This window comes from Natrinema pallidum (genome assembly GCF_005890195.1).
Classification (GTDB): Archaea; Halobacteriota; Halobacteria; order Halobacteriales; family Natrialbaceae; genus Natrinema; species Natrinema pallidum.
On record NZ_CP040637.1, the window covers coordinates 1,703,775 to 1,724,888 of the forward strand.

General features: G+C 67.1%; 19 protein-coding genes and 1 tRNA gene. 6 read left to right on the forward strand and 14 right to left on the reverse strand.

Annotated elements, in window-relative coordinates; all coding sequences use genetic code 11:
- The first annotated feature begins 29 nt into the window (after window positions 1–29).
- On the forward strand, window positions 30–848 hold the full coding sequence (locus FGF80_RS08440) for a histidine kinase (RefSeq protein WP_138653347.1): 819 nt from the start codon (window positions 30–32) through the stop codon (window positions 846–848).
- Here the strand turns inward: FGF80_RS08440 and FGF80_RS08445 are convergent.
- The 3 genes from FGF80_RS08445 to FGF80_RS08455 all read right to left on the reverse strand — a co-directional run bounded on the left by FGF80_RS08445 (window position 845) and on the right by FGF80_RS08455 (window position 4,898).
- Window positions 845–2,287, reverse strand: a complete 1,443-nt coding sequence (locus FGF80_RS08445) for an oligosaccharide flippase family protein (RefSeq protein ID WP_138653349.1) — start codon at window positions 2,285–2,287, stop codon at window positions 845–847. The two genes, FGF80_RS08440 and FGF80_RS08445, sit on opposite strands and share 4 nt — an antisense overlap.
- Window positions 2,288–2,386: 99 nt before the next feature.
- Window positions 2,387–3,796, reverse strand: coding sequence for a sulfatase-like hydrolase/transferase (locus FGF80_RS08450; RefSeq protein WP_138653351.1), 1,410 nt, complete (start codon window positions 3,794–3,796; stop codon window positions 2,387–2,389).
- A gap of 91 nt (window positions 3,797–3,887) precedes the next feature.
- Window positions 3,888–4,898 (reverse strand): glycosyltransferase family protein, encoded by a 1,011-nt coding sequence (locus FGF80_RS08455; protein ID WP_138653353.1) that lies wholly within the window; start codon window positions 4,896–4,898, stop codon window positions 3,888–3,890.
- Between the two features lie 238 nt (window positions 4,899–5,136).
- On the opposite strand from FGF80_RS08455, the gene FGF80_RS08460 reads away from it, so the two are divergent.
- Window positions 5,137–5,211 (forward strand) — tRNA-Met (locus FGF80_RS08460).
- Between the two features lie 341 nt (window positions 5,212–5,552).
- Here the strand turns inward: FGF80_RS08460 and FGF80_RS08465 are convergent.
- The 6 genes from FGF80_RS08465 to FGF80_RS08490 all read right to left on the reverse strand — a co-directional run bounded on the left by FGF80_RS08465 (window position 5,553) and on the right by FGF80_RS08490 (window position 12,530).
- A complete protein-coding gene (locus FGF80_RS08465; protein WP_138653355.1) occupies window positions 5,553–6,470 on the reverse strand; it encodes an alkaline phosphatase family protein in 918 nt (305 codons plus the stop codon).
- On the reverse strand, window positions 6,467–7,576 hold the full coding sequence (locus tag FGF80_RS08470) for a sulfatase-like hydrolase/transferase (protein ID WP_006185580.1): 1,110 nt from the start codon (window positions 7,574–7,576) through the stop codon (window positions 6,467–6,469). Before FGF80_RS08470 ends, FGF80_RS08465 begins: the two co-directional genes overlap by 4 nt.
- Before the next feature lie 67 nt (window positions 7,577–7,643).
- Window positions 7,644–9,098, reverse strand: coding sequence for a sulfatase-like hydrolase/transferase (locus FGF80_RS08475; RefSeq protein ID WP_138653357.1), 1,455 nt, complete (start codon window positions 9,096–9,098; stop codon window positions 7,644–7,646).
- A complete protein-coding gene (locus FGF80_RS08480; RefSeq protein WP_138653359.1) occupies window positions 9,095–10,189 on the reverse strand; it encodes a glycosyltransferase in 1,095 nt (364 codons plus the stop codon). Before FGF80_RS08480 ends, FGF80_RS08475 begins: the two co-directional genes overlap by 4 nt.
- Window positions 10,186–11,370, reverse strand: a complete 1,185-nt coding sequence (locus FGF80_RS08485) for a glycosyltransferase (RefSeq protein ID WP_138653361.1) — start codon at window positions 11,368–11,370, stop codon at window positions 10,186–10,188. The genes FGF80_RS08480 and FGF80_RS08485 overlap by 4 nt, the downstream gene beginning before the upstream one ends.
- On the reverse strand, window positions 11,367–12,530 hold the full coding sequence (locus FGF80_RS08490; RefSeq protein WP_006185576.1) for a glycosyltransferase: 1,164 nt from the start codon (window positions 12,528–12,530) through the stop codon (window positions 11,367–11,369). The genes FGF80_RS08485 and FGF80_RS08490 overlap by 4 nt, the downstream gene beginning before the upstream one ends.
- Window positions 12,531–12,816: 286 nt before the next feature.
- Here FGF80_RS08490 and FGF80_RS08495 point away from each other — a divergent pair, with 286 nt between their 5' ends.
- From FGF80_RS08495 to FGF80_RS08505, 3 genes are all read left to right on the forward strand, one after another.
- Complete coding sequence (locus FGF80_RS08495; protein WP_138653363.1) at window positions 12,817–13,524, forward strand: DUF120 domain-containing protein; 708 nt, start codon at window positions 12,817–12,819, stop codon at window positions 13,522–13,524.
- On the forward strand, window positions 13,521–14,243 hold the full coding sequence (gene ribB, locus FGF80_RS08500) for a 3,4-dihydroxy-2-butanone-4-phosphate synthase (protein WP_138653365.1): 723 nt from the start codon (window positions 13,521–13,523) through the stop codon (window positions 14,241–14,243). The genes FGF80_RS08495 and ribB overlap by 4 nt, the downstream gene beginning before the upstream one ends.
- Before the next feature lie 131 nt (window positions 14,244–14,374).
- Window positions 14,375–15,310 carry a branched-chain amino acid transaminase gene (locus tag FGF80_RS08505; RefSeq protein ID WP_138653367.1) on the forward strand — a complete coding sequence of 312 codons (936 nt, stop codon included), beginning with the start codon at window positions 14,375–14,377 and terminating at the stop codon, window positions 15,308–15,310.
- Window positions 15,311–15,461: 151 nt separating this feature from the next.
- Here FGF80_RS08505 and FGF80_RS08510 read toward each other — a convergent pair whose 3' ends face one another.
- Complete coding sequence (locus FGF80_RS08510; protein WP_138653369.1) at window positions 15,462–16,169, reverse strand: DUF502 domain-containing protein; 708 nt, start codon at window positions 16,167–16,169, stop codon at window positions 15,462–15,464.
- 188 nt (window positions 16,170–16,357) lie between these two features.
- On the opposite strand from FGF80_RS08510, the gene FGF80_RS08515 reads away from it, so the two are divergent.
- Window positions 16,358–17,731: an MFS transporter gene (locus FGF80_RS08515; RefSeq protein WP_138653371.1), complete on the forward strand. Its 1,374-nt coding sequence runs from the start codon at window positions 16,358–16,360 to the stop codon at window positions 17,729–17,731.
- Between the two features lie 25 nt (window positions 17,732–17,756).
- Here FGF80_RS08515 and FGF80_RS08520 read toward each other — a convergent pair whose 3' ends face one another.
- The 4 genes from FGF80_RS08520 to FGF80_RS08535 all read right to left on the reverse strand — a co-directional run bounded on the left by FGF80_RS08520 (window position 17,757) and on the right by FGF80_RS08535 (window position 20,991).
- A complete protein-coding gene (locus FGF80_RS08520) occupies window positions 17,757–17,990 on the reverse strand; it encodes a hypothetical protein (protein ID WP_049908071.1) in 234 nt (77 codons plus the stop codon).
- A gap of 114 nt (window positions 17,991–18,104) precedes the next feature.
- Window positions 18,105–19,622 (reverse strand): stage II sporulation protein M, encoded by a 1,518-nt coding sequence (locus FGF80_RS08525; RefSeq protein WP_138653373.1) that lies wholly within the window; start codon window positions 19,620–19,622, stop codon window positions 18,105–18,107.
- Window positions 19,623–19,693: 71 nt separating this feature from the next.
- Window positions 19,694–20,041, reverse strand: coding sequence for a nuclear transport factor 2 family protein (locus FGF80_RS08530; RefSeq protein WP_138653375.1), 348 nt, complete (start codon window positions 20,039–20,041; stop codon window positions 19,694–19,696).
- 44 nt (window positions 20,042–20,085) lie between these two features.
- On the reverse strand, window positions 20,086–20,991 hold the full coding sequence (locus FGF80_RS08535) for a redoxin domain-containing protein (RefSeq protein ID WP_238705365.1): 906 nt from the start codon (window positions 20,989–20,991) through the stop codon (window positions 20,086–20,088).
- Between the last annotated feature and the right edge of the window lie 123 nt (window positions 20,992–21,114).

A 21,114-nucleotide genomic window follows, 5' to 3' on the forward strand; every position in this document is an offset into this window, starting at 1 on the left:
TTACGTGCCGAACGACGGAACGTTCACAGGTGTCCCTGCGATCGTTTATCGACGATATCGGAACTCCCGACCGGACGATCGCCGTCATCAGCGACGACACGACGGGACCCCTCGAGCGAATGCTCGCCGAGACGTTCGCGGAGCAACCGGTCGGCGTCGAATCGAACGTGACGATCCCGGCGGCTTCCGATATCGGTCCTGAGATCGAACGCGCGCTCGAGACGGCGGGCGATACGGCCGTGCTCTTCGAGGGCGGGCAGCCGGTCGCCGCCTCGCCGATGCTCGAACTGTACGATTCGATCCTCGCGATCAACTCCGATCTGTTCGTGACCGGCGCGCGCGGCGTCGGCGAGATCGAACTGCCGGCGGTCCTCGCGAACCTTGACGAGATGCGACTCCGGCTCTGTGGCTACCCGCTCTCGGACAAGGAGAAACTCCTGCTGATCATCGTCTCCCGGTACATCGAACAGCGCGCCTGGGCGACCGGTCGCGGCACGATTCGCTCGGCGTTCCAGCGCCTCTCGCGTATCGGCGACGAGATCGGCACGCGGGATGTCTACGCGAAACTCGCCGCGACCGGTGTCGAGACGCACGTCTACGGGGTCGACGACGGCGCGACGGTCGATCTCGACGTAGTCCCCCACACCGGCTCGGGAAGCGAGTATCGGGACGCCTGGTTCGTCGTCTATGACCCGGCCGGGACGGGGGCGACCGCCGCTGCCGAGTCGGCAAGCGGTCCCGTCGCGCTCGTGTGCCTCGAGACGGAACCGCGGACCTGGGACGGGTTCTGGACGTACGACCCGAATCGGGTCGCGGCGATCGACGCGTACATCGCTCGAGAACTCTAGAGGTCGAGTCGCGAACTGCGGACGACGCCCCTGATCGTCACGCGGAGTTTTTTGCTGATGGCCGCCAGCGTGACGCCGTAGACCGCCGCGCCCAGTGCGACGACCGCGAGGAGGTGATACCAGTGATCGATGGCAACAGCGCGCTCGACGGGGACGATCACGGCGACCATCACGAGGCTGGCGGCGAACTGTTCGCCCAGCGTCCGCGGGAACAGGACGACCGTCGAGAGTTCTCGTTTGACGACGGCGGCCGAGAGGGTGTAGCGGAGCGTTTCCGCGACGGCCGTCGCGACGACGACGCCGATCGCGCCGTAGGCGAGCGTCAGTGCGACGCCGAGGATCACGTTGATCGCGAGCGTCACGGCCGAAATTCGCGTGTTGCTGTCCGGGCGATCGATCCCATAGAGCACGCTCGTGAGCACGCCGGCCTGAGTTTTGGCGACCTGATAGGCCGCGAGGCCGACGAGCAGCGTCGCAGCCGCGCCGTACTCGGGCCCGAAAAGCGTCACCACGAGTTGCTTCGGCATGGCGACGGCACCGAAGAACATCGGGATCGCGATGATGCTGGTAAACGAGAGCGTATTCGAGATGTCGGGGCCGAGCGGCTCGCCCTCGCTGTGGCGGTGGCTCACGCGGGCCATCAGCCCGCTCGAGGCGGCCATCGTCACGAACGTCGCCGGAACCGTGAGTTTGAGCGCGACCTCGTAGTGGCCGGCGGCGGCCGGTGCGAGCAGGTAGCCGAGCAGGATGATGTCGAACCGATCGTAGGCCTGTCCGAGAAACGAGTTCGGAACGCTGTATCTAGCGTACGACCAGAGGTTCCCGACCGTCTCTCGAGTCGGTGCGACCGGCCGCGTCCGGATGAAACACCAGAGGACCGGAACCGTCAGGAACGTCGCGGCGGCGAGTCCGTACGCCATTCCCGCCGCGCCGAACCCGAGCACGATCAGGCCCAACTGGAGCGGGAAGGTGAGCACCGACCGGAGCGTGTCGGTCCACATCGAGGCCCCGACGCGCCCGCGGGCCTGAACGATCAGATCGAGCGGCTCGAAGAGTGTGACCGCGAACAGCAAGACGACGAACAGGATCGGCGCGTCGGGGAGCCCCGTGTAGGAGACGAGCCAACTCGAGGCGACGACCGCGACGCCGACGGCCAGCGCCATCCACACCAGGGTGAACAGGCCCAGACTGCCGAGCAGTTCCCCCGACGGCGCGTCGGCCTCCGAGTACCGCTTTTTCACCGCTGTGCCCCACCCGTTGACCGCCCGATCGGCGAGTTTCACGAGCGAAAACAGGAGATAATAGCCGCCGAACCCGGTCGGACCGAGCACCCGCGCGAAGACGATCGTGCCGAGGAACCCGATCGCGGCCATCGTGAACTTCGCCGCCGTTGCCTTGACGGTCTCGCCCCCGAGGCTGACCGACGTCGCGTCACTCATCGCTACCGGTGCGTCGGTTGCCGTCGCTCGTTCGATCGCCCGACGACGGTCGGCGGGAGCCGTCGCCGACCCGGTCGCTCGCACGCATCGGACCCAGGGTCACAGATATCCTAGCTCCTCGAGTTGGGATTCGAGACCGGAGAGATCGGCCTCGGAGAGCCCCTCCCGGCGCTCGAGGCCGGCGACCTGCCGATCGAGTGCCGCCTCGAGCGCCGCCGGATCGCAGTCGCCGATCGTCCGGGATTCGGTCAGATCCTCGAAGTAGTAACAGTCGGTCGTCGCAAGCCCGTGACGTTCGGTGTCGACCCGCGCGACCGCATAGCCGTCGGCCTCGAGCGAGAGCCGGCGTCGCCTGGAAATGCCGTGAAACTCCGAGAGCGTGTTCGACCGGAGTTCCAGCGCGGGCGGGTCGCTCGAGAGCAGCGGCCGAAGCGAGTTGCCTCGGCGGTGGTCGGAGTCGATGCCCGCGAGATCGAGCAGCGTCGCGTAGACATCGAGATGGGTCACGAGGGCGTCCCGCGTCGCTCGCGTCCCGCTCGCGTCGGGCGTCCGGTGGCCCGCGTGCGAACCGGGTGCGGAGACGACGAGCGGGACCCGTATCACGGGTGGATAGAGTCCGCTGCCGTGTTCCCACGCGCCGTACTCACCGAGGGCTTCACCGTGGTCGGCGAGCGTGACGACGTAGTCGAACTCCGCAGCGAGTTCCCCGTAGATGGCCCGGTATATGTCCGAGAGGTATCGGACGGCGTCGTCGTACGCGGTCGTGATTCGCTCCGGTTCGTACGGTGGCTCCTCGAGCGTGGCCTTCACGCCGTCGAAGTGTGGCGGGTCCGCGTCCGGATCAGTGTGGTACTCGTCGGGCGGGTCGTACGGCCGGTGGGCCTCCATAAGGTTCGTAAACAGGAACTCCCGATCGCGGTCCCACGAGCGGTCGCGAACGTACTCGAGCAGTTCTGTCGCGCCGTCGTCGCGATGGCGTCCCTTGAGCCCCATGTCCCGGAGCTTCATCAGGGCACCCTGCTTCAGCGATTGCGTCGTATCGCAGTCGCCGTCGACGCAGCGCCAGAGCGCCCGGAGGTACCGGTCGGGGCCGTCGGACTGGTGCTCGGCGATGAACGCGTCCCAGTCGAAGACGTTCTCGCCGAGCCCGCGGAGCCGCCAGCCGCCGTCGAACTCGTCGAACCCGTGGTGCCAGCCCAGCCGTTCGGAGATGTTGACGTTACAGCTGAACGCGCGCGTCCGATAGCCGCGGTCGCGGAGGAGTTCGGGGAGGCGCGTCGTGTGTTGATCGAAATCCTGTGAATTGATCGTCACGCCAGCCTCGCTCGCGTAGCGGCCGGTGAACAGCGACGCGTGGGCCGGGGCCGTCCAGTGGCTCGTGCTCCATGCGTTCGTGAACTGCACGCCCGGCAGCCAGTCGAAGTGCTCGTCGAATGCATCCGCCCGGAGCGTGTCGAGCACGACGAGGGCGATGGATGGCTCGTCTCCCATGGTCGCGTGTCCGCTCATCCTACCAGCCCTCCGCCGAAGAACCTGTCCCCGGCACTGACCGACCGCGGAACGGTCGCTGCCGGTCCACTGTGCATCGCGCTCATCACGCTCACAGGACCGTCGCGATCGCCTCTTCGAGCGCCGCGACCTGCGCGTCCGTCTCGCGCTCGAGGGCGTCCATATCGAACCGGACCGGCTCGCTCGTGACGTCGCCGTCGATCGGCACCCGATCGAACAGGTTCGCTCGCGGCGTGTCGAAGTAGAACTGCGCCCGGTTGCCGTAGGTCAGGGCCGGGAGGCAGGCGTGGATCCGGTCCGACCGCACCACGTCCGCGTTGGCGTAGAGAAAGAGGTAATCGGTCACGAGATCCGAGACGAAGGCGTTTTGCGTCTCGAACAGCGGCGTCTCGAGGCCGACCAGTTCCCGTGCCCGCTCGCCGACCGGGAAGTGATACGGTTCGTCGAACGGCGCGTGATCCGGCCGAATGATCGTCGCTGCGCTCTCGATGTCGGGCTCTGCCCGTTTGTCAAATGTATGGACATCGAACGGCTGATTCGCCTCGGGCGGCTGGTACCGATCGGCCAAAAAGAGCGAACAATCGATGCCGTCGTATCGGTACTCGACGAGATCGCCGTACGCCTCGTAAGCGGTTCGGTCCCGCGTGAGCAGGACCTCGATGTCGAGCGCGTCGAAGACGGCCGCGACGTCCTTCCGTTCGGCCTCGTCGTATTCCTCGCCGCCTCCACCGACGATGACGATGGGAATGTCCCGCTCCCGGAGCCGACTCAGCGTATCGAAGTACTTCCGGAACGTCGGTCGGGAGAGCACACAACCCGGGAGAACGGCCAGATCGGCGTCGAGCAGTTCGCTGATATTCACTGCGTTGTGCCGAAGCTGATGAGTCGGCGACTCGTAGTCGGACCCCCCATACCCCGCCATCCGCTCGAGTTTTCGGGTGCCCCGCCACAGTGCCGCGGTGTCCGCCGCGTGGTTGGGATAGCCGCCCGTTTCGACGATCTCCGCGTCGGGAACCGCCCGCTCGAGCATCGCCTTCGCCCCGTAGTCGATGAACCCGTTCCCGATGTTCGTCGTCCACGTCCGCAAAAGCAGGATTCGCATTGCGCTCCTCTCCACCGGAATCGGGCATAATTATGCGGGGGCTACACCCCCGAAACGCCCAGTTCGGCGTCGGAGCCCCGGCTACTCGTTCGGGTATCGAGAACGGGGCTGGCGGTCCTTCGATCGGAAAGACGCCACCGAGGGGGCCAGTGCGGCCGACGCGGACGTGGTCGTTCGGCGTGGGGAAGACCGGACGCGAATACCAAGCCTTAATCGTGGCCAGCAGAGAGGAACAGACAGCGGGATGGGATAGCCAGGAGATTCCGGCGGGCTCATAACCCGCAGACCGGTAGTTCAAATCTACCTCCCGCTATGTTTTAGCCGAACGCAGCAAGGAACGGAATGACGAGTGGTGTGGGCGTCGACAATCGTTCGGAGCGGAGTCGAAACGCGATGCGTCGCAGTCCACTATCGTGGCAGCAGAGAACGACCACACCCTCCCCAGCCGATTCGCTCCCTGCGGTCGCTCATCCCTCGCGCAGTGGTGTCGACCGCCCTCGCTCGCACTCGGACGGTCGACAGCGCGCGCCGCCGCATATCGATCAATCGGAGCGATACATCGCCTACTGAGACGGGGCGCGTAGATTCCTCGAGGCTAGTCCGAACGGGTCCACGAGACTACTGACTGCCGGTGTCGATCGATTCGGTGTACGATCAGTCGAGATAGCCGAGTTCGCGCAGGCGGTCGGTTGGCATGTCGATCCCCTGGTCGCGGCCGGCCGTGCCGGTGTCGGACTGGGCTGCGCGTTCCTCCACCCATCGTCGGACATCGTAGACCGACTTCGGACAGGTCTCAGCCGTCGAACTCGCGTACGCGCGCCAGGAGTGACTCGCCGGGTTCTCGCCTGCGTCGGGCGGATAGAATTCGGTTCGCATGCCGTGGTCGCTGACGACGAGGAGCTCGTCGTCCTCGCCGAGGGCGGCGACGATTTCGTCGACGAACCCGCCGACGCGGTCGTAGGCGCGCCCCAGTGCGGCCTCGTCGTCGGCGTAGGCGTGACCCGCGGCGTCCAGCGTGTGGACGTGGACGCCGGCGATCGAGACCGGATGCGCGAGCATCTCGCGGGCCCAGCCGAACTGCTGGGCACAGAGCCCGAACAGTTCGCGTTCGAACTCGTGGCGGGGCATCCCGTCCGCCACGGCGTTCATCAGGTCCCAGGCGCGCTGGAGCGGCCGACCGTCGTCAACGCCCGGCCAGTTGTGGACGACCGCGTCGTCGGCGTCGAACATCGATTCCCGATCCGTCTCGCCGATGCGCTCGCGCGTGCCGGTCCGCGACCGAACGAGTTTGCCGAGCGTCCCCCGAGTCGACTCGTCGAGGCGACCGGTGACCGTCGACGCGAGATCGAGGGCGGGGTTCGCCCACTCGCTGGTACCGCCGCCGGTGATCCCGTGTTCGGCCGGCTCGAGCCCGGTCGCGACGGTCGCCCAGACTTCGGGCGTGTACGGAACCGCCTGCGTGTTCGCGAACGTCTCGATCTCGCCGCCCGACTCGAGGCGAACGGCGTCGAGGTCGAAGTGGTCGACCAACCCGGCATCGAGCGCGTCGAGCGCGAGGACGACGACCGTCATGCGTATCCCAGGTCCTCCAGATCCTCCTGCAGCGCGTCTTCCTTGACGACGTAGGCGGGATCGAACCGCTCGAGTTCTCGCTCGAGGGCGGGGTCCGCCACCCGCTCGCCGTCCTCGAGTCGAGACGTTCCGTCATCCGTCGCGATGTGGGCGGCGGTCATGGCGGCCTTTCGGTCCCCGTAGGCGGCGAAGGCGACCTCGCGATCGAGCGTGCCGACGCCGTGTTCGGTCCCCGTCAGGATCGTCGGGACGTCGACCAGCGAGACGACGGCTCCGAGGTCGGGGGCGTTCCGCGTGCCGAACGGGACGTTCAGCAGTTCGGGTCGCATTTCGCCGGGGTGGCCCCACAGCCCGTCCTCGCCGAGCAGTTCGCCGTGGTCGCCACAGAAGACGATGCGCGTCTCGTCGGGAACCGCATCCCACAGTCGCTCGAGCGCCGCGTCGAGTTCGGCGACCTCCCGACGGTAGAGGTCCCGTACGAGGGCTTCGTCCGCCTCGGAGCCGCGCCCGGAGAGGACGCGGCGGGTGACTCGCTGGGCTCGCGCCCGGTCGATCGTCGCGCCGTCGGGATCGTACGGGTGGTGCGGTTCCATGAGGTGCAGCCAGCCGAACCACTCCTCGTAGCCGTCGATCTCGGTCAGGAACTGGTCGATAACGGCATCCGCGGGACGGAACGACTTCGTCGTCTCGGCGACGTAGCTGCGGAGCTGCTGGTACCGGTTGTAGCCCCAACTGGCGAGCTTGTAGGGCAACGAGCCCCGCTCGAGCAGGATCGCACCCTTGTCCTTCAGCGACTCGCCGCCGCCTTTCGGCGACGTGAACGAGTCGAAGCCGGCCGCGTAGCCGTACGCCGCGGACAGCAGGTGGTTCGTCGTGATCCCGACGCAGTGAGCGTCGAACTCGTGGGCGACGCTCGCCGTCGACTCGAGGCCGTTGCCGGCCGGGTATTCTCCGCCGATAATCGCCGGGAAGCTGCCGGGCGTCGCGGTGCTCGTGGCGAAGGCGGCATCGTGGGTGTCATCCAGAGCGGCCAGGGTTCGGGGCATGTACTGGACGTGATCGGTTCTGAGCGAGTCGACCGTGACTAGTAAGGTTGTCTCCGTCATGGGTATGGGTTCGTGTGCACCGTCGGCAGCGGACTCGTGTTCGTGGGTGGCCGCGATCCGCTCGTACTCATAGGTAGCCCAGGTCCTCCAGTCGCGCGCGACTCGCCGCGTCGATCGTCTCGCCGATCGCCGCCTCGTCGCGCTTGGCGGCGGTCACCCAGTCGCCGAAGGCGGCCTCGAAGCACCCGTCCGGGACCGACTCGCCGGGGAGTCCGGCCTGCTTCGACGGCGGCCCGGAGACGTCGTACACCGCCTCGGTGCCGAGCTGGTCGCGGTAGTACTTCCGGTCACCTCGGTAGACGACCCGCTGGCCCCGGTCCCAGTAGGATTCGTCGCCGCCCTCCGGGATGCCGGAGCCCGAGCCGACGATCTCGGCGCGAGCGCGCTCGCGCTCGAAGGCGAACGGATCGAACGGCTCCTCGCTCGCAAGCGCTCGAATCACGCTCCCGAGGTCGGCGTGGGAACTGAGCCCGTCGACGTCGACCGGAACAGTGCCGTCGTCGACCGCGACCTCGAGGGGACGATCACCGGTCGTGATGACGTCGCACGGGACGTGCAACAGCCCTTCGGAGAGGCTGCTCATGTGATTCATGAGGGTGCCGTCCGATTCGTAGCCGAGGTTCTCGCCGTGGTCGGCCGTCACGATCAGGATCGATTCGCGATCGTCGCCACTCTCGAGGGCACTCACGAGGTCGGCGACGACTCGATCGAGGTAGTCGACCGTCGCCGCGTACAGCCGGCGAACGCGTTCGACCGCCGCACCGAACTCGCCGAGGCCGTCCGCGGCGTTGACGTCCGAATCGCGGAACGAACTCGAGTGGAAATCGGCGGGGACGCCGTGAATCGAGTCGTCCAACCCGCGAAACGGCGTATGCGGGCCATGGGCATCCATGAAGTTGGCGAACGCGAGTACCGGTCCGTCGGGTTCGGTGACCGCCCGCTCGAGGGTTCGGGCGATCGCGCGGCCGCCGAAGTCGGTCGGTTTCTCGATCGGCAGCTTCCGGCTCAGGTCGTCGAGTTTGAGGAGGACGCCGTTGCACAGCGACCGCAGCGGGTGGTCGTGTGCGAGGGCCTGGCGGACGAAGGCGGCGTAGGCCGCCACGCCGTCGGTCGACCGATCGGCGATATGGCGCTGGACGTCCATCCCCGCGGGGAGTCTCCGACTCGGCGAAATCGGGATCGTGCGATCGAAAAAGCGATCGAACCCGAAGACGGGGCTGGCGTAGATGTTCGACGAGACACAGACCGACTCGTATCCCTGCCGTTCGAGGGTCGCGATCCAGGTGTCCGCGGCGTCGATCGGGTCGAACCGGCGCTGGTGGGCGTGGACGCCCGTCTCCGACGGGGCCGACCCCGTCAGGAGGCCGGCGTGACTCGGGACGCTCCAGCCGGCGAGCGCCCGCATCCCCTCGAACCGGACGGTCGCCATCTCCCGGAGGCGAGCGGCGTACCGGTCGTAGACGTCCTTCCTGACAGTGTCCAGACAGAGGACGACGACGTTCGGACGGGGGGGTCCGTTCATGTGACGTTTCGGAGTGCGGCGCTGAAGCGCTTCCGCTGGTTCGATTCGGTCAGGTCAGTGACGAGGTTTCGCTGGTCGCTCGCGACGGAGCGTCGCTCCGCGGGCGACAGGTCGGCGAACGCCACTAGCCCGTCGAACAGGCCCGCCTCGGTCGGCGGGACGACCTGTCGAGCCGGCAGCAGTTCCCGGACCCCGGTCGCCTCGGTGACGATCGTCGGCGTTCCCGAGAGGAGCCCCTCAAGCGCGGCGACGGGAAACGCGTCGCCCCGCGAGGACTGAACGTAGACGCTCGCGCGGTCGAACCAGTCGGCGAACGCGTCCGGATCGACGAAGCCGGGCGTGACGACGCGGGGCAGTGCCGCGTACGGCTGCTCGTCGTGGCCCTCCCCAAGGACGACCAGTCGAACGTCGGCCTCGATACTCCCGGCGACCCGCCCGACGGCTCGAGCCAGCCGATCGTAGCCGTTCGCGGGTTTGGCCTCGCCAGCCGAGAGAACGGTAAACGGGTCCGCGGGCGAACGCGGGGAGAGCGCGGCGAGCCGTTCGTACTTCGCGTCGCCGATCGGTGGTCGGACGTACGCGACCGGAACGTCGCCGATGTACGGTCTCGCCCAGCGGGAGGCGTCGCGGCCGACCGCGATCACGCCGTCGAGCAGCCGGTTCGTGAGCGGTCTGAGGCCGCGCCAGAGGTGTCGCGTCGGCCGTTCGGCGAGCGTATAGAAGGTCTCGTCCGCGGCGAGGTAGACGAGGGTCGTCCCCGGATGGCGCAGTTTGTAGGCGAGTCCCGTCTGGAGCGGTGCGCTCCCCTCCGCGATGATCGTCCCGTAGGTGGGCAACGTTCCGGCGGTTCGAAGCCGGTCGAGAGTCCGATTGGTGTTGCCGCCCGGTTCGGGCGGTCGAGTACCGGTTTCGAAGTGGCGGCGATCGGCGTTCACGGCGTCGGCGAAGACCCGGTGGGCCGGGTGTGCGTCGCTGTTCTGATAGAGCAGGCACCGGTCGCTCGTCGCCGCTCGCCGCGGACGCGATGTCTCGGTCGGTGCTCGAGTCGTCGAGTCACCGTCCCGATCGGGTGCGGTCGTCCTCGTGCTCACGGATCGAGCACCTCCTCGGTACGCCACCGATCGGGTCCGTGAGCGTCGTCCGCGCGGTCCGAGTCCGAGGGAGCGTCGGCGGCCGCCGTCTCGGCGACGACCTCGCGAAGTCCCGCCGCGAAGCGGTCGTACTCGTAGCGCCGGGCCGCCGCGCGGATCTCGTCGGCGTCGAAGTCGTCGGGATCGAACCGTCGGATCGTCTCGCGGATGGACGCGACCGTCGGCTCGAAGCACAGCCCGGTTCGTCCCTCCCGGACTTGATACCGCGTGAACCCCTCGTCGACGCCGAGCAGCGGCTTGCCGGCCATCATGGCCTCGGCCCCGACGAGGCCGAAATCCTCCTGTTTCGGCGCGTAGACGACCGCGGTCGCTCGTGCGACGAGCGACTCGATGTCCTCGACGTAGCCCCGGACCTCGATGTTGTCGTAGTTCTCGGCGACCGTCTCGAGTCGGTCGCGCTGTTCGCCGTCGCCGGCGATCACGAGGCGTTCGTCGAGCCCCGCAAACGCCGTCGCGATCAGATCGATCCGCTTCTCGGGGGCGAGCCGGGACCAGGTAACGAAGTAGCCGTCGTCGCCCTCGTTGCGCCAGTCTCCGGTGACTGGCGGGTAGACCACCGCAGCATCGCGGTCGTAGAACCGCCGGATGCGGTCACGGACCAGTTCGCTGTTCGCGACGAACTGATCGACGTAGTCGTTGGCCTCCTTGTCCAGCGCGCGCCATGCCTTCGCGTACGCCTTGAGACCGATCTCGACGACCGGTAACTCGAACGATGAGAGTCGGTCCCGATAGAGATCGTACAGCCATCGCGGCGGGCTGTGCGGGTAATGGACGATCCGCTGGCCCACGTCGGGGACGTAGTACTTCGACAGCGGCGCGCTCTCGAGGACCACGTCGTACTCCGTGAGGGCCGGGTGAGCGTCGGTCAGATCAAGCGCCACGTGCAGCGTCTCGAGGGGGTTCATGCCCTCGTTTTTCCACTCGAGGAGGGGTCGCCACGGGAGCGACGTGTACTTGGATTGCTGGAACGGAATGACTTCGATATCGGGGGGCAGTTCCGTCTCCGCGGCGACGTAGGTCGTGTAGATCGGGGCGTCGAGCACTCTGGCGGCCTCGATGGCGAACTCCTCGCCGCCGCCGATGCCGGGGAAGCGGTCGTGGAGGATCGCCACGTCGGTCACTGTAACACCTCCCGGAGTTCCCGATCGGGCGACCAGGTGCCGTCGTGGGTTTCCTCGTCGCCGGTGGCGTGGGCGCGGAGGAGCGAGACGCTCGCCCGAAACAGCGAGATTTGGCTGTCGAACAGCGCGTACAGCGGTTGGGCCGGGCCGAGCGCGTCACGAGAACCGAGCGCCGTGAACGCGATGACGCCGGCGGGCGTCACCAGTCCGAGCGGGCCGAGGACGGCCAGCGACCCGATCGTCGCCACGCCGAGTCCGGCCGCGACGAGCCACGGCGAGACGATCATAAACCACCAGTTGAAGGGGAGGACGACGCGGCCGTAGGCCCCGTGTCGGCCGAGCGCGTCGCGCTGCCGCCACAGGAGTCGGAGTAGCCCCATCGCGCGCCGGTCCTTCTGTTCGCGGCGCTTGCCGAACTCGGAGTGGGCGGCTTCCTTGTAGCGGATGGCCGGATCGAAGACGACGCGGCCCCCGTTGCGCCGGATTTTGAGGGCGAGTTCGCTGTCGTCGGCGATCGAGTCCTCGTCGATCGGAACGATCGCGTCGCGCTCGAACGCCGAGAACGGCCCGTGGAAGATCAGCGTCGAGTCGATATGCGACTCCAAGACCTGAATCATCGTCTGAATGTCGCGATACCCGCGCTCGACGTCGCTGTCTCCGATGACAGCCGCATTGCGCCCCGTCACCGCCGCGACGGACGGGTCGGCCAGGTTCGCGGCAGCCTTGCGGAGGGCGTCCGCTGCGATCCGGGAGTCGCAGTCGGTCTTGACGACGACGTCGTTCGCCGCGGCGGCGTAGGCCTCGTTCAGCGCGGGTGCTAACCCCCGCCGCTCGTCCTCGCGGATGAGCGTCAGCGTCGGGTCCCGGCGGCCGGCGAAGAAGGTCTCGACCAGATCGGCCGTCCCGTCGTCGCTCGAGTCGACGACGACGATCTCGACTCGATCCATCGGATAGTCGAGTTCGACGAGTTCCTCGAGTTTCGACTCGACGATCGCCGCCTCGTTGTACGTCGGCAGAACGATGCTCACCGAGGGTTCTCGGGGCCAGGTCTCGGCGGGCGTTCCCGATGGCCGCCGGAGATAGTAGACGCCGAGGTAGATCAGATACGGCAAACCGGTCAGCGCGACGACCCCGAACAGGGCCTCGAGGAGACGCTTCATGCGAGTACGCCTCAACGCTCAACGGTCCACCGCAAAGCCCGTCGGCTTGCATTGTGCAGGGTGAAGCGATCGGGACTGTCATCGATCGGGACACGTCCGTCGCTTGGGGGGACACTCCTCGAGCCCGCGACCGGTGACCGCCGGGCGGAATCCATAGAATCGGTGGCCTTTTGCCCCACGGCTCGACACCTTCGAGTACGCGATAAACGCTCGTGAACTGCGTCACAGTTTCGTGACGCATGCCACTTTCGATATGCTTTTACCGGCTTAGGGAATACGCACGTGTATGTCTGTGATAGCCGAGTCCGCCATCGGGCACGACGAACTCGCCGTGCTCAAACTCCTCGCGCTCGAGGGTGGACTCGAGGGCGATGTCAAGATTTCCTGTTCTCACCTCGCGGACCGCCTCGACGCGTCGAACCAGACCGCTTCGCGACGACTCCAGCGCCTGGAGAGTGCCGACCTGCTCGAACGTGATACGGTCAACGACGGCCAGTGGGTCGCCGTCACGGAGACCGGCGAGCGAACCCTCCACGCCGAGTACGAGGATTACCGTCGTCTCTTCGAGACCGATTCGCACGTCGCGCTCGAGGGCACCGTCACCAGCGGCATGGGTGAAGGTCGCCACTACATCTCCCTGCCCGGCTACAAGCGGCAGTTCGAGGACCGACTCGGCTACGAACCGTTCCCCGGCACGCTGAACGTCGATCTCCGCGAGGACAGCGTCCGCCGACGCAGCGCCATGGCCTCGCTCGAGCCCGTCCCCATCGACGGCTGGGAATCCGACGACCGGACCTACGGCCCCGCCGTCTGTTATCCCGCGACGATCGAGACGACCGAGGGCGAGATCTACGAGAACGCCTACACCATCGCCCCCGAACGCACCCACCACGACGACGATCAACTCGAGGTCATCGCCCCCGACAAGCTCCGCGAGGAACTCTCCCTCGAGGACGACGACCACGTCACCGTCTCGGTGGGTGATCGGGAATGACGGGCCACCACGCCGGGCCACAGTCGAACGCCGACGGCACCACGGCGGGCTCGAACGCGAGTGCGAACCCGTCGGGACACTCGTTCGAACACGCCCTCGAGTCGCTGCGCGCGGGCGAACCGATCCTCGTCCACGACGCGGCCGACCGCGAGGGTGAGACGGACCTGATCTACCACGCCGACACCGTGTCGCCCGCGGCCGTCGCCCGACTGCGCAACGACGCCGGCGGCCTGGTCTGCGTCGCGCTCGGCCACGATGTGGCGGAGGCGTTCGACCTGCCGTTCTACTCGGACGCGATCGACCACCCCGCGACGGCCGACCACGAACTCGGCTACGACGACCGCTCGTCGTTCTCGTTGACGGTCAACCACCGGGACACCTACACCGGGATCACCGACGCCGATCGCTCGACGACGATCCAGGCGCTGGGCGAGGCCGCCGCCGCGCCCGGCGCGATCGACTTCACCGCCGAGTTCCGGGTCCCCGGCCACGTGCACCTGCTCAAAGCCGCACCCGACCTGCTCGCCCAGCGCGAGGGCCACACCGAACTCGGACTGGCGCTTGCGGGTGCAGCCGACCTCTCGCCGGCCGTCGTCGTCTGCGAGATGCTCGACGATCAAACCGGCGAGGCACTGACGCCCGCCGACGCCCGTGCCTACGCGGATCGCCACGGTTTCCCCTATCTCGAGGGGAGCGACGTTCTCGACCGCTGTCAGTAACACCCGGCCGCTCGCGACCGATTACGAGCGACGTGCTCCCCGATTCTCGAGGCGGCAACCGACGTGTCCCTGTCGCAACTGGCGAGCGGAACCGCGAACACTTAGTACGGTGGCTTGTAACAATCCCGATTATGGGATTCGACGAGATGGATGTCGACACGATTTGGATGGACGGCGAGTACGTCGACTGGGACGACGCGCAGATTCACGTGCTCACGCACGGCCTCCACTACGGGTCGGGCGTCTTCGAAGGCGTGCGCTGCTATGACACCGAAAACGGGCCGGCGCTGTTCCGCTGGGAGGAACACCTCGACCGGCTCTACGAGTCCGCGAAACCGTACGATATGGAGATCGAGTTCACGAAAGCGGACCTCACCGCGGCGACGAAAGAACTCATCTCGCGCCAGGAACTGCCGTCCTGTTACGTCCGACCGATCGCCTACTACGGCTACAACTCCCTCGGCGTCAGTCCCTCGGACTGTCCCACCCGGACCGCCATCGCCGCGTGGCCGTGGGGTGCCTACCTCGGCGAGGACGCACTGGAAAACGGCATCGACGTGATGGTCTCCTCGTGGCGGAAACACGCCTCGAGCCAGATTCCGACGAACGCCAAGACCACCGGCCTCTACGTCAACAGCATGCTCGCGGGCGAGGAGGCTCGTCGGAACGGCTACGCGGAAGCGATCGTTCTCAACAAGGAGGGCAACGTCGCCGAAGGTCCCGGCGAGAACGTCTTCCTCGTGCGCGACGACGAGATTTTCACGCCCGGGCTCTCGGAGTCGATCCTCGACGGCATCACCCGCGACTCCGTCATTCGGATCGCGGAGGAACTCGGCTACACCGTCCACGACGACGTTTCCATCTCGCGTGGCGAACTCAACACCGCCGACGAACTGTTCTTTACCGGCTCCGCCGCCGAAGTCACGCCGATCCGGAAGGTCGACAACGTCGTTATCGGGAACGGCTCCCGCGGGCCCGTCACCGAAGCGATCCAACAGCGGTTCTTCGACATCGTCGAAGGGGCTCCCGAGGAGTACGACGAGTGGTTCGAGTACGTCGAGATGTGAGAAGTCGGTCCGTAGACCGCACCTGATCGGCCGCGAAATACGGTCTTCCCGCTTGCTTTTCCGGTCTTCGGGAGCGGAATCGTCGCCGGGACCCGCTCGAGCGCCGCGACGGCATGGCCGCCGTCACGGATCGCAGCGTGACATGTCGTTCTTACTCGTCGCCGCGATTCGACTGGCCGGCCCCGTCCCCACCGTCGGTTCTGGCCTCGTCGACCACATCGATGGAGATACCGGCGTCCATCCCGCGATGATTGGCGTCCCCGAAGCCGGCGCTGAGGACACGCGTCAGCGCGTCCTCGACGTCCTCGTCGAGTTCGGTGATCCGATCGGGTTCGACTTCGATGACGTAGCCGGTCGTGATGTTCGGCGAGGTCGGTAAGAAAAGCACCACGCGGCCGTCGTCTGCCACCTTGCCGGTCTTGAACGCCGTCATTCGAAGCCCGTCCCAGGTCTCGAGTTTGACCGGTTCCTGCAGCGATTCCTGCTCTCCGAAGGCCGTCTCCGCGGCCATCTTCGACGCGTTGTAAACGACCCGAACCACGGGCAGGCGGTTCGCGACGTTGTCGACGAGCCGTTCCATGAGCCCCCCGACGGTCGTCCGCATGAGATAGCCGACGGAGAACGTCAGAATGATGAACACCGTCAGGGCGACGACCACGCGGAGGAACTGTGCGACCTGCTTGCGGGTTTGGGGCGCGTTCTCGAGCAGGCCGAACTCTTTGAGTGCGGTCTGCTCGAGAATGAGCCCGGGCGTGATGCCGGCGACGAGCCCGTAGAGCCAGTAGACCGCGTAGAGCGTAATGAGGATCGGGACCAGGACGATCAATCCGCTCGCGAAATCCCGTTTCCACGAAGCCATGTCCCGAAACTCACACTACTGGCTAATGAGCGCTTCCCTTTGTCATATCCCGCTCGTGGAGCAGGTCGTCGACGGCCAGCGGGTGCGCCCGTCGCGAAGCTCACCGTCCGCCGCCGCGATCGGTGTCGATCGAGGCCGAGACGCGGGCAAGACCAAATTTCAAGCCCGGTCACTGCGAACCGAGCCGTATGAGTCTCGAACAGGAACGGGAAGACGGCGCGGCCGATCCGCTGGACCCGTTTCGGCAGTTCCTCGCGCTCGAGCGGGACGTCCTCGTCCTCTCGGCGGCGATGTTCGCGTTCAGCCTCGGCTTTCAGATGACCAATCGATATATGGCCGAATACATGTCGGCACTGGGTGCGTCGGCGGTCGTCATCGGCCTGTTCGGCTCGTTCGGCAACGTCATCAGCGCCGTCTACCCCTATCCGGGCGGGGCGATTTCGGACCGGATCGGATCGCGGTACGCCCTGACCGCGTTCGGCTGCTGCTCGACGGTGGGGTTCGGAATCTGGCTGATTGCGCCCGCGTTCGCCGACATCTCGGTCGGTCCGACATCGCTGGCGATCGTCACGATCTTTCTTGGCATGCTCCTCGCGCAGGCCTGGAAGTCATTCGGACTCGGCGCGACGTTCGCCATCGTCAAGCAAGCAGTGCCGCCCTCGCAACTGGCCGCCGGCTTCGCGAGCACCGAGACGCTCCGCCGGACGGCGTTTCTCGTCGGGCCCCTGTTCGCCGCGGCGCTGTTCTATCCGTTCGGCTCGAGCGACGGCGAGATCGTCACCGCCTTTCAGCTGATCCTGCTCATCGCGGTCGTCGTCGGCGCGCTCGGCACGGTCGTCCAGCACCTCCTCTACCGGCCCGACGACGATATCGGCACGGAGTTCGGCGGCGTCTCCCAACTGCTCGCTGATCTCCGCTCGATGCCGGCCGAACTCCGGCCGCTGCTGGTCGGCGATACGCTCGTGCGTTTCGCTAACGGAATGGTCTACGTCTTCTTCGTCATCGTCGTGACTCGAGTCCTCGAGGTGGGGCTTACCCTGTCTCTGCCGACGGTCGGCACCGTGACCCTTTCGCCGCAGTCGTACTTTGGACTCCTGCTGGGCATCGAAATGCTCGTCGCCCTCCTGACGATGCTGCCGGCTGCCAAGGCCGCCGAACGGATCGGTCTCAAGCCCGTCGTCGCGCTCGGGTTCGCCGTCTACGCGATCTTCCCGATCATGTTGATCAACGCGCCCGACGATGCGGCCGTCCTCGCGGGACTGTTCGCCTTCTCGGGGCTGCGGTTCGCCGGGTTGCCGGCGCACAAGGCGTTGATCGTCGGTCCCGCCGAGCTGGGGGCCGGCGGCCGGGTAACCGGGGCGTACTACCTCCTGCGGAACCTGATCGTCATTCCGAGCGCCGCGCTCGGTGGGTTGCTGTGGAGTGGCGTCCCGAATCCGGTGACCGGCGGCGAACTGTTCGCCGGCGATCCGACGGTCGCGTTCGGCATCGCGACCGTAATCGGGCTTGTCGGCACCGCCTACTTCCTAGTGTTCGGGACGGAGTTCGAGGCGTACCGATAGTCGCTTACGATCGGTCGGCTGGCAGTCACCACTCGATAGCGAAGGAGCCGAACGCGGCGAGTCCGACGACGCTCACGATCGTCGCCGCACCCGCAGCGATCAGTCCGGCGACGCTCCTGGAGAGCCCGACCACCAGCAACAGCTCCGTGCCGCCGCTCACCAGGACCACGACGCCGAGCGCCGGCACTACGAGTGCGACCGCGAGGAGGAGTCGGCCGAGCAACGCGGTGGCGATCCGCTCGAGAAGCGCTCGCAACACGGATGTCCGTCAGGCCGCTCGGATGATAGTAGTGGCTATTGTCCGCCGTGTGGACGACGAGCCGTGGGCGAGCGTCGAGGTGGGAGGGCCACAGCGCACCGCGTTTGAATCGGCTCAGAGGAACGGCCGATAGTAGTACGGGCTCACGAACCCCTCGATGACAGCCGCGACCGCTAGCAACACGGCGACGCCAACGAGCACCCAGAACGCACGCTCGAGCGCGTCCGCGAGGGCCGGTATCCCGACGTGCCCCCGCCACGTCCGCCAGGCGGTGACGCCGACGGACACCCCGAGCGCGCTGGCGATCAGGATCGCCGGAATCTCGATGACACCGTGCGGGACGACGAAGGCGGCGAGTTCACGCGGCGCGACCTCGAGCCGGGCGGTGAACCCCAGGGCGACGCCGTTGAACAGCACCGAGACGATCGCCGGGACCGCGAGGGCGATGCCGGCGTAGGCCGTCGTGAGCGCGACCAGCCAGTTGTTGCCAAACAGTTCGACCGCCATCGCCGGCGGGAGCCATCCCTCGAGCCGGGCCGCGATCGACGTCTCGAACCCGCCAGCGACGGAGCCGGCGGTCGCCCAGCCGATCCAGAACCCGAGGACGCCGAGGGCGACGATGAGCGCGTGGGTCCCCGGCGTCGCCCGAACGAACGCCGTCATTTCGGCCCAGCCGCGGCGGAGCCCGGATCGAAGCTGGCTGCGAAGCGAGCGTGCCGGCGGTTCCGGCGGCCGCAGTCGCCCCCGGTAGTCGCAGTAAACCGTCGTTTTCAACAGGTCCAGCGCCGGAAAGAGGACCAACACGGAGAGCAATGACTCGAGCGCGACGATGTCGACCAGCGAGAGCAGGCCGGCGATCGTCGCCAGGCCGACGAACGCCAGAAACGCCACGATGTAGTAGAAGATCGCCGCAACCGGCCGCGCCCGGATGAATCCGCCGGCATGTCGGACCGCGCCGACGACGCCCGCATCGTCGACGACGATCGCGACCGAAGCGAACGCGAACAGCGCCCGGATGGCGACGATGAGGACGATCGCCACCAGACCCGCGAACAGCGCGGCCAAAGCGGGTCCCACCCCCGACCCAGTCGCGAGCGACACCGCGCCGGCCAACAGCGCGGCCCCGATGCCGACGGCGACGAGCACGACGCCCCAGCAGAGCACCTCGAGCACGAAGAGCCCGAGGAACCGCAGCCAGTATCGGCGGGCTCCCGCGAGTCCGGCTACGAGCCCGCGCTCGCTTCGCAACCGTCCGTAACAGGCCGCGAGTTGTCCCGCAGCGACGGCGGCCGACAGCAGTGCGAACAGCACGATGCTCACGACGACCGTCACCGCAGCGAGGGTGAGAAGCGGCGGCGTCAGTATCTGGTCGAACAGCGGCTCAAGGCCGCTGGCCCACGCGTCGAGCGCCTCGGGGTCGGTCGGCGGTGGCTCCAGTTCGGCCACTGCCGTCCGGACCGTGTCCAGTCGGCCGGTCGTCGCGAGATAGAGGGTGGCGATGACGAGCGCGGCGAACGGAACGACGCGCACGATCCCGGTGATCGCGATCCCGAGGACGTACATCGGCAGGAGATCGCCCGGGCGGCGGCGGAAGACTGCGGCGACGGCGGCGACGAAATCGGAGAGGGCCATACGGACCGTTGGCCCCCATTTCAGTTAAATGACCGCTTCGCGTTCGCGGCCGAACACCTGTTCGGCTTGAGTCACCGCGAATAGGTCTCGAGGTGGTCGATGTGACCGTCCTCGATGTGGAAGAAGTCCGCGAACTCGAAGAGTACGGTGCCCTCTTCGACCACGCGGCCGCGGACGGCGACGTGAGCGCCATCGGCAACGATCGACTTGATGTCGTGGCTCGTGTCCGGGTTCGGCCGCTGGTCGCGCATGAATGCGACGAACGACTCGCGGTCCTCGAACGTCCGATCGGGACGGCACTGGACGAACGCGGGCGAGAGCAGCCGTTCGAGGACGGCGTAGTCGTGCTCGTCGAGCGCGTCGTAGTACTGACGGACGAGGTCGTGACGATCGGCGGTCGCGTTCGGTTCCGTGTCCATATCGGTCCTTTCGTCGCCACGGGCAAAAGCGTCCGACTCCCGCCTCAGGGGTCCGCCGTCCCGTCGGCATCGGTTTCGGGGAGGTCGTCGGGTGCGGGTGGGTCCTCCCGATCGACGGCGGCAGCGTGAGCGCGATCGGCGTCGGTCCGGTAGTCGTCACCCGCCGCCTCGTCGCCCCGTCCGTAGTGGTCCGCCGCCGTCGCGTACCACTTCGCCGCGTTGCGTCGGTCGGTCGCCTGTTCGTTCGCGCGTTCCGCGGCCCGACTCACCGCATCGTCATCGGCGTATCGCCTGGCGGCGTCGAAGGCCTCGAGCGCGTCGGTGAGCGGGCCGACCGCATCGTCGAACGCGGCGGCCGCAGTCACCCAGTCCTCGGTCGCGACCGCCTCGCGTCCCCGTTCGTAGTTGTCGAGTCCGTCCCGATAGTGCGTGGTCGCGATCCGGTAGCGCTCGACGGCCGCGTCGTCGTCCGAGACGGTCTCGATCGCCTCGCGGATCTCCTCGAGATCCGGCTGCTGGAGCGGGTCCTCGTCCGACCAGACGTACCGGATCGTTCGGTCCCCGTCGAGGACGAACACGGATCGCCTGGCGAGATCCGGATGGCCGCCGAACAGTTCGTCCTCGAGGACGCCGTAGGTCGCGGCGATCGAGCCGTCGCTGTCGGAAACGAGCGGAAAGCCGAGATCGTATTGGGCCGCGAACGCCCGGTGGCTGAAGGCGGTGTCGGTCGAGACGCCGACGATCGAAACGTCGTTCTGGAGGCCGAACAGATCGAGGTCGCGAAGCGAACAGAGTTCCTCGGTACAGCTCGGGCTGAAGTCCGCCGGGTAGAAGAGCAACAAGACGACGCCGCTGTCGTCGATCAGTTCCTCGAACGTGACCTCTCGAACCTCCCCGTCGATGGCCGCGGGACCGTCGAACGTCGGTGCGGTCTCCCCCGTCTCGAGCATGCTACTGAGTCGGGCCACGAGCGGCATATGTGCACCGATCGAACGAGAACCGCTGCGCAGCCGGAAGCCGTGTCACGGTCCACGATCCGGCACGCTCCCGTCGGGATCGGGCCGGTTCCACGA

Bases quoted from the DNA above. Each gene is read 5' to 3' on its own strand.
- FGF80_RS08445 (WP_138653349.1), bottom strand. From the start codon at position 2,287: ATGAGTGACGCGACGTCGGTCAGCCTCGGGGGCGAGACCGTCAAGGCA.
- FGF80_RS08450 (WP_138653351.1), bottom strand. From the start codon at position 3,796: ATGAGCGGACACGCGACCATGGGAGACGAGCCATCCATCGCCCTCGTC.
- FGF80_RS08455 (WP_138653353.1), bottom strand. From the start codon at position 4,898: ATGCGAATCCTGCTTTTGCGGACGTGGACGACGAACATCGGGAACGGG.
- FGF80_RS08465 (WP_138653355.1), bottom strand. From the start codon at position 6,470: ATGACGGTCGTCGTCCTCGCGCTCGACGCGCTCGATGCCGGGTTGGTC.
- FGF80_RS08470 (WP_006185580.1), bottom strand. From the start codon at position 7,576: ATGACGGAGACAACCTTACTAGTCACGGTCGACTCGCTCAGAACCGAT.
- FGF80_RS08475 (WP_138653357.1), bottom strand. From the start codon at position 9,098: ATGAACGGACCCCCCCGTCCGAACGTCGTCGTCCTCTGTCTGGACACT.
- FGF80_RS08490 (WP_006185576.1), bottom strand. From the start codon at position 12,530: ATGAAGCGTCTCCTCGAGGCCCTGTTCGGGGTCGTCGCGCTGACCGGT.
- FGF80_RS08495 (WP_138653363.1), top strand. From the start codon at position 12,817: ATGTCTGTGATAGCCGAGTCCGCCATCGGGCACGACGAACTCGCCGTG.
- ribB (WP_138653365.1), top strand. From the start codon at position 13,521: ATGACGGGCCACCACGCCGGGCCACAGTCGAACGCCGACGGCACCACG.
- FGF80_RS08505 (WP_138653367.1), top strand. From the start codon at position 14,375: ATGGGATTCGACGAGATGGATGTCGACACGATTTGGATGGACGGCGAG.
- FGF80_RS08510 (WP_138653369.1), bottom strand. From the start codon at position 16,169: ATGGCTTCGTGGAAACGGGATTTCGCGAGCGGATTGATCGTCCTGGTC.
- FGF80_RS08515 (WP_138653371.1), top strand. From the start codon at position 16,358: ATGAGTCTCGAACAGGAACGGGAAGACGGCGCGGCCGATCCGCTGGAC.
- FGF80_RS08525 (WP_138653373.1), bottom strand. From the start codon at position 19,622: ATGGCCCTCTCCGATTTCGTCGCCGCCGTCGCCGCAGTCTTCCGCCGC.
- FGF80_RS08530 (WP_138653375.1), bottom strand. From the start codon at position 20,041: ATGGACACGGAACCGAACGCGACCGCCGATCGTCACGACCTCGTCCGT.
- FGF80_RS08535 (WP_238705365.1), bottom strand. From the start codon at position 20,991: ATGCTCGAGACGGGGGAGACCGCACCGACGTTCGACGGTCCCGCGGCC.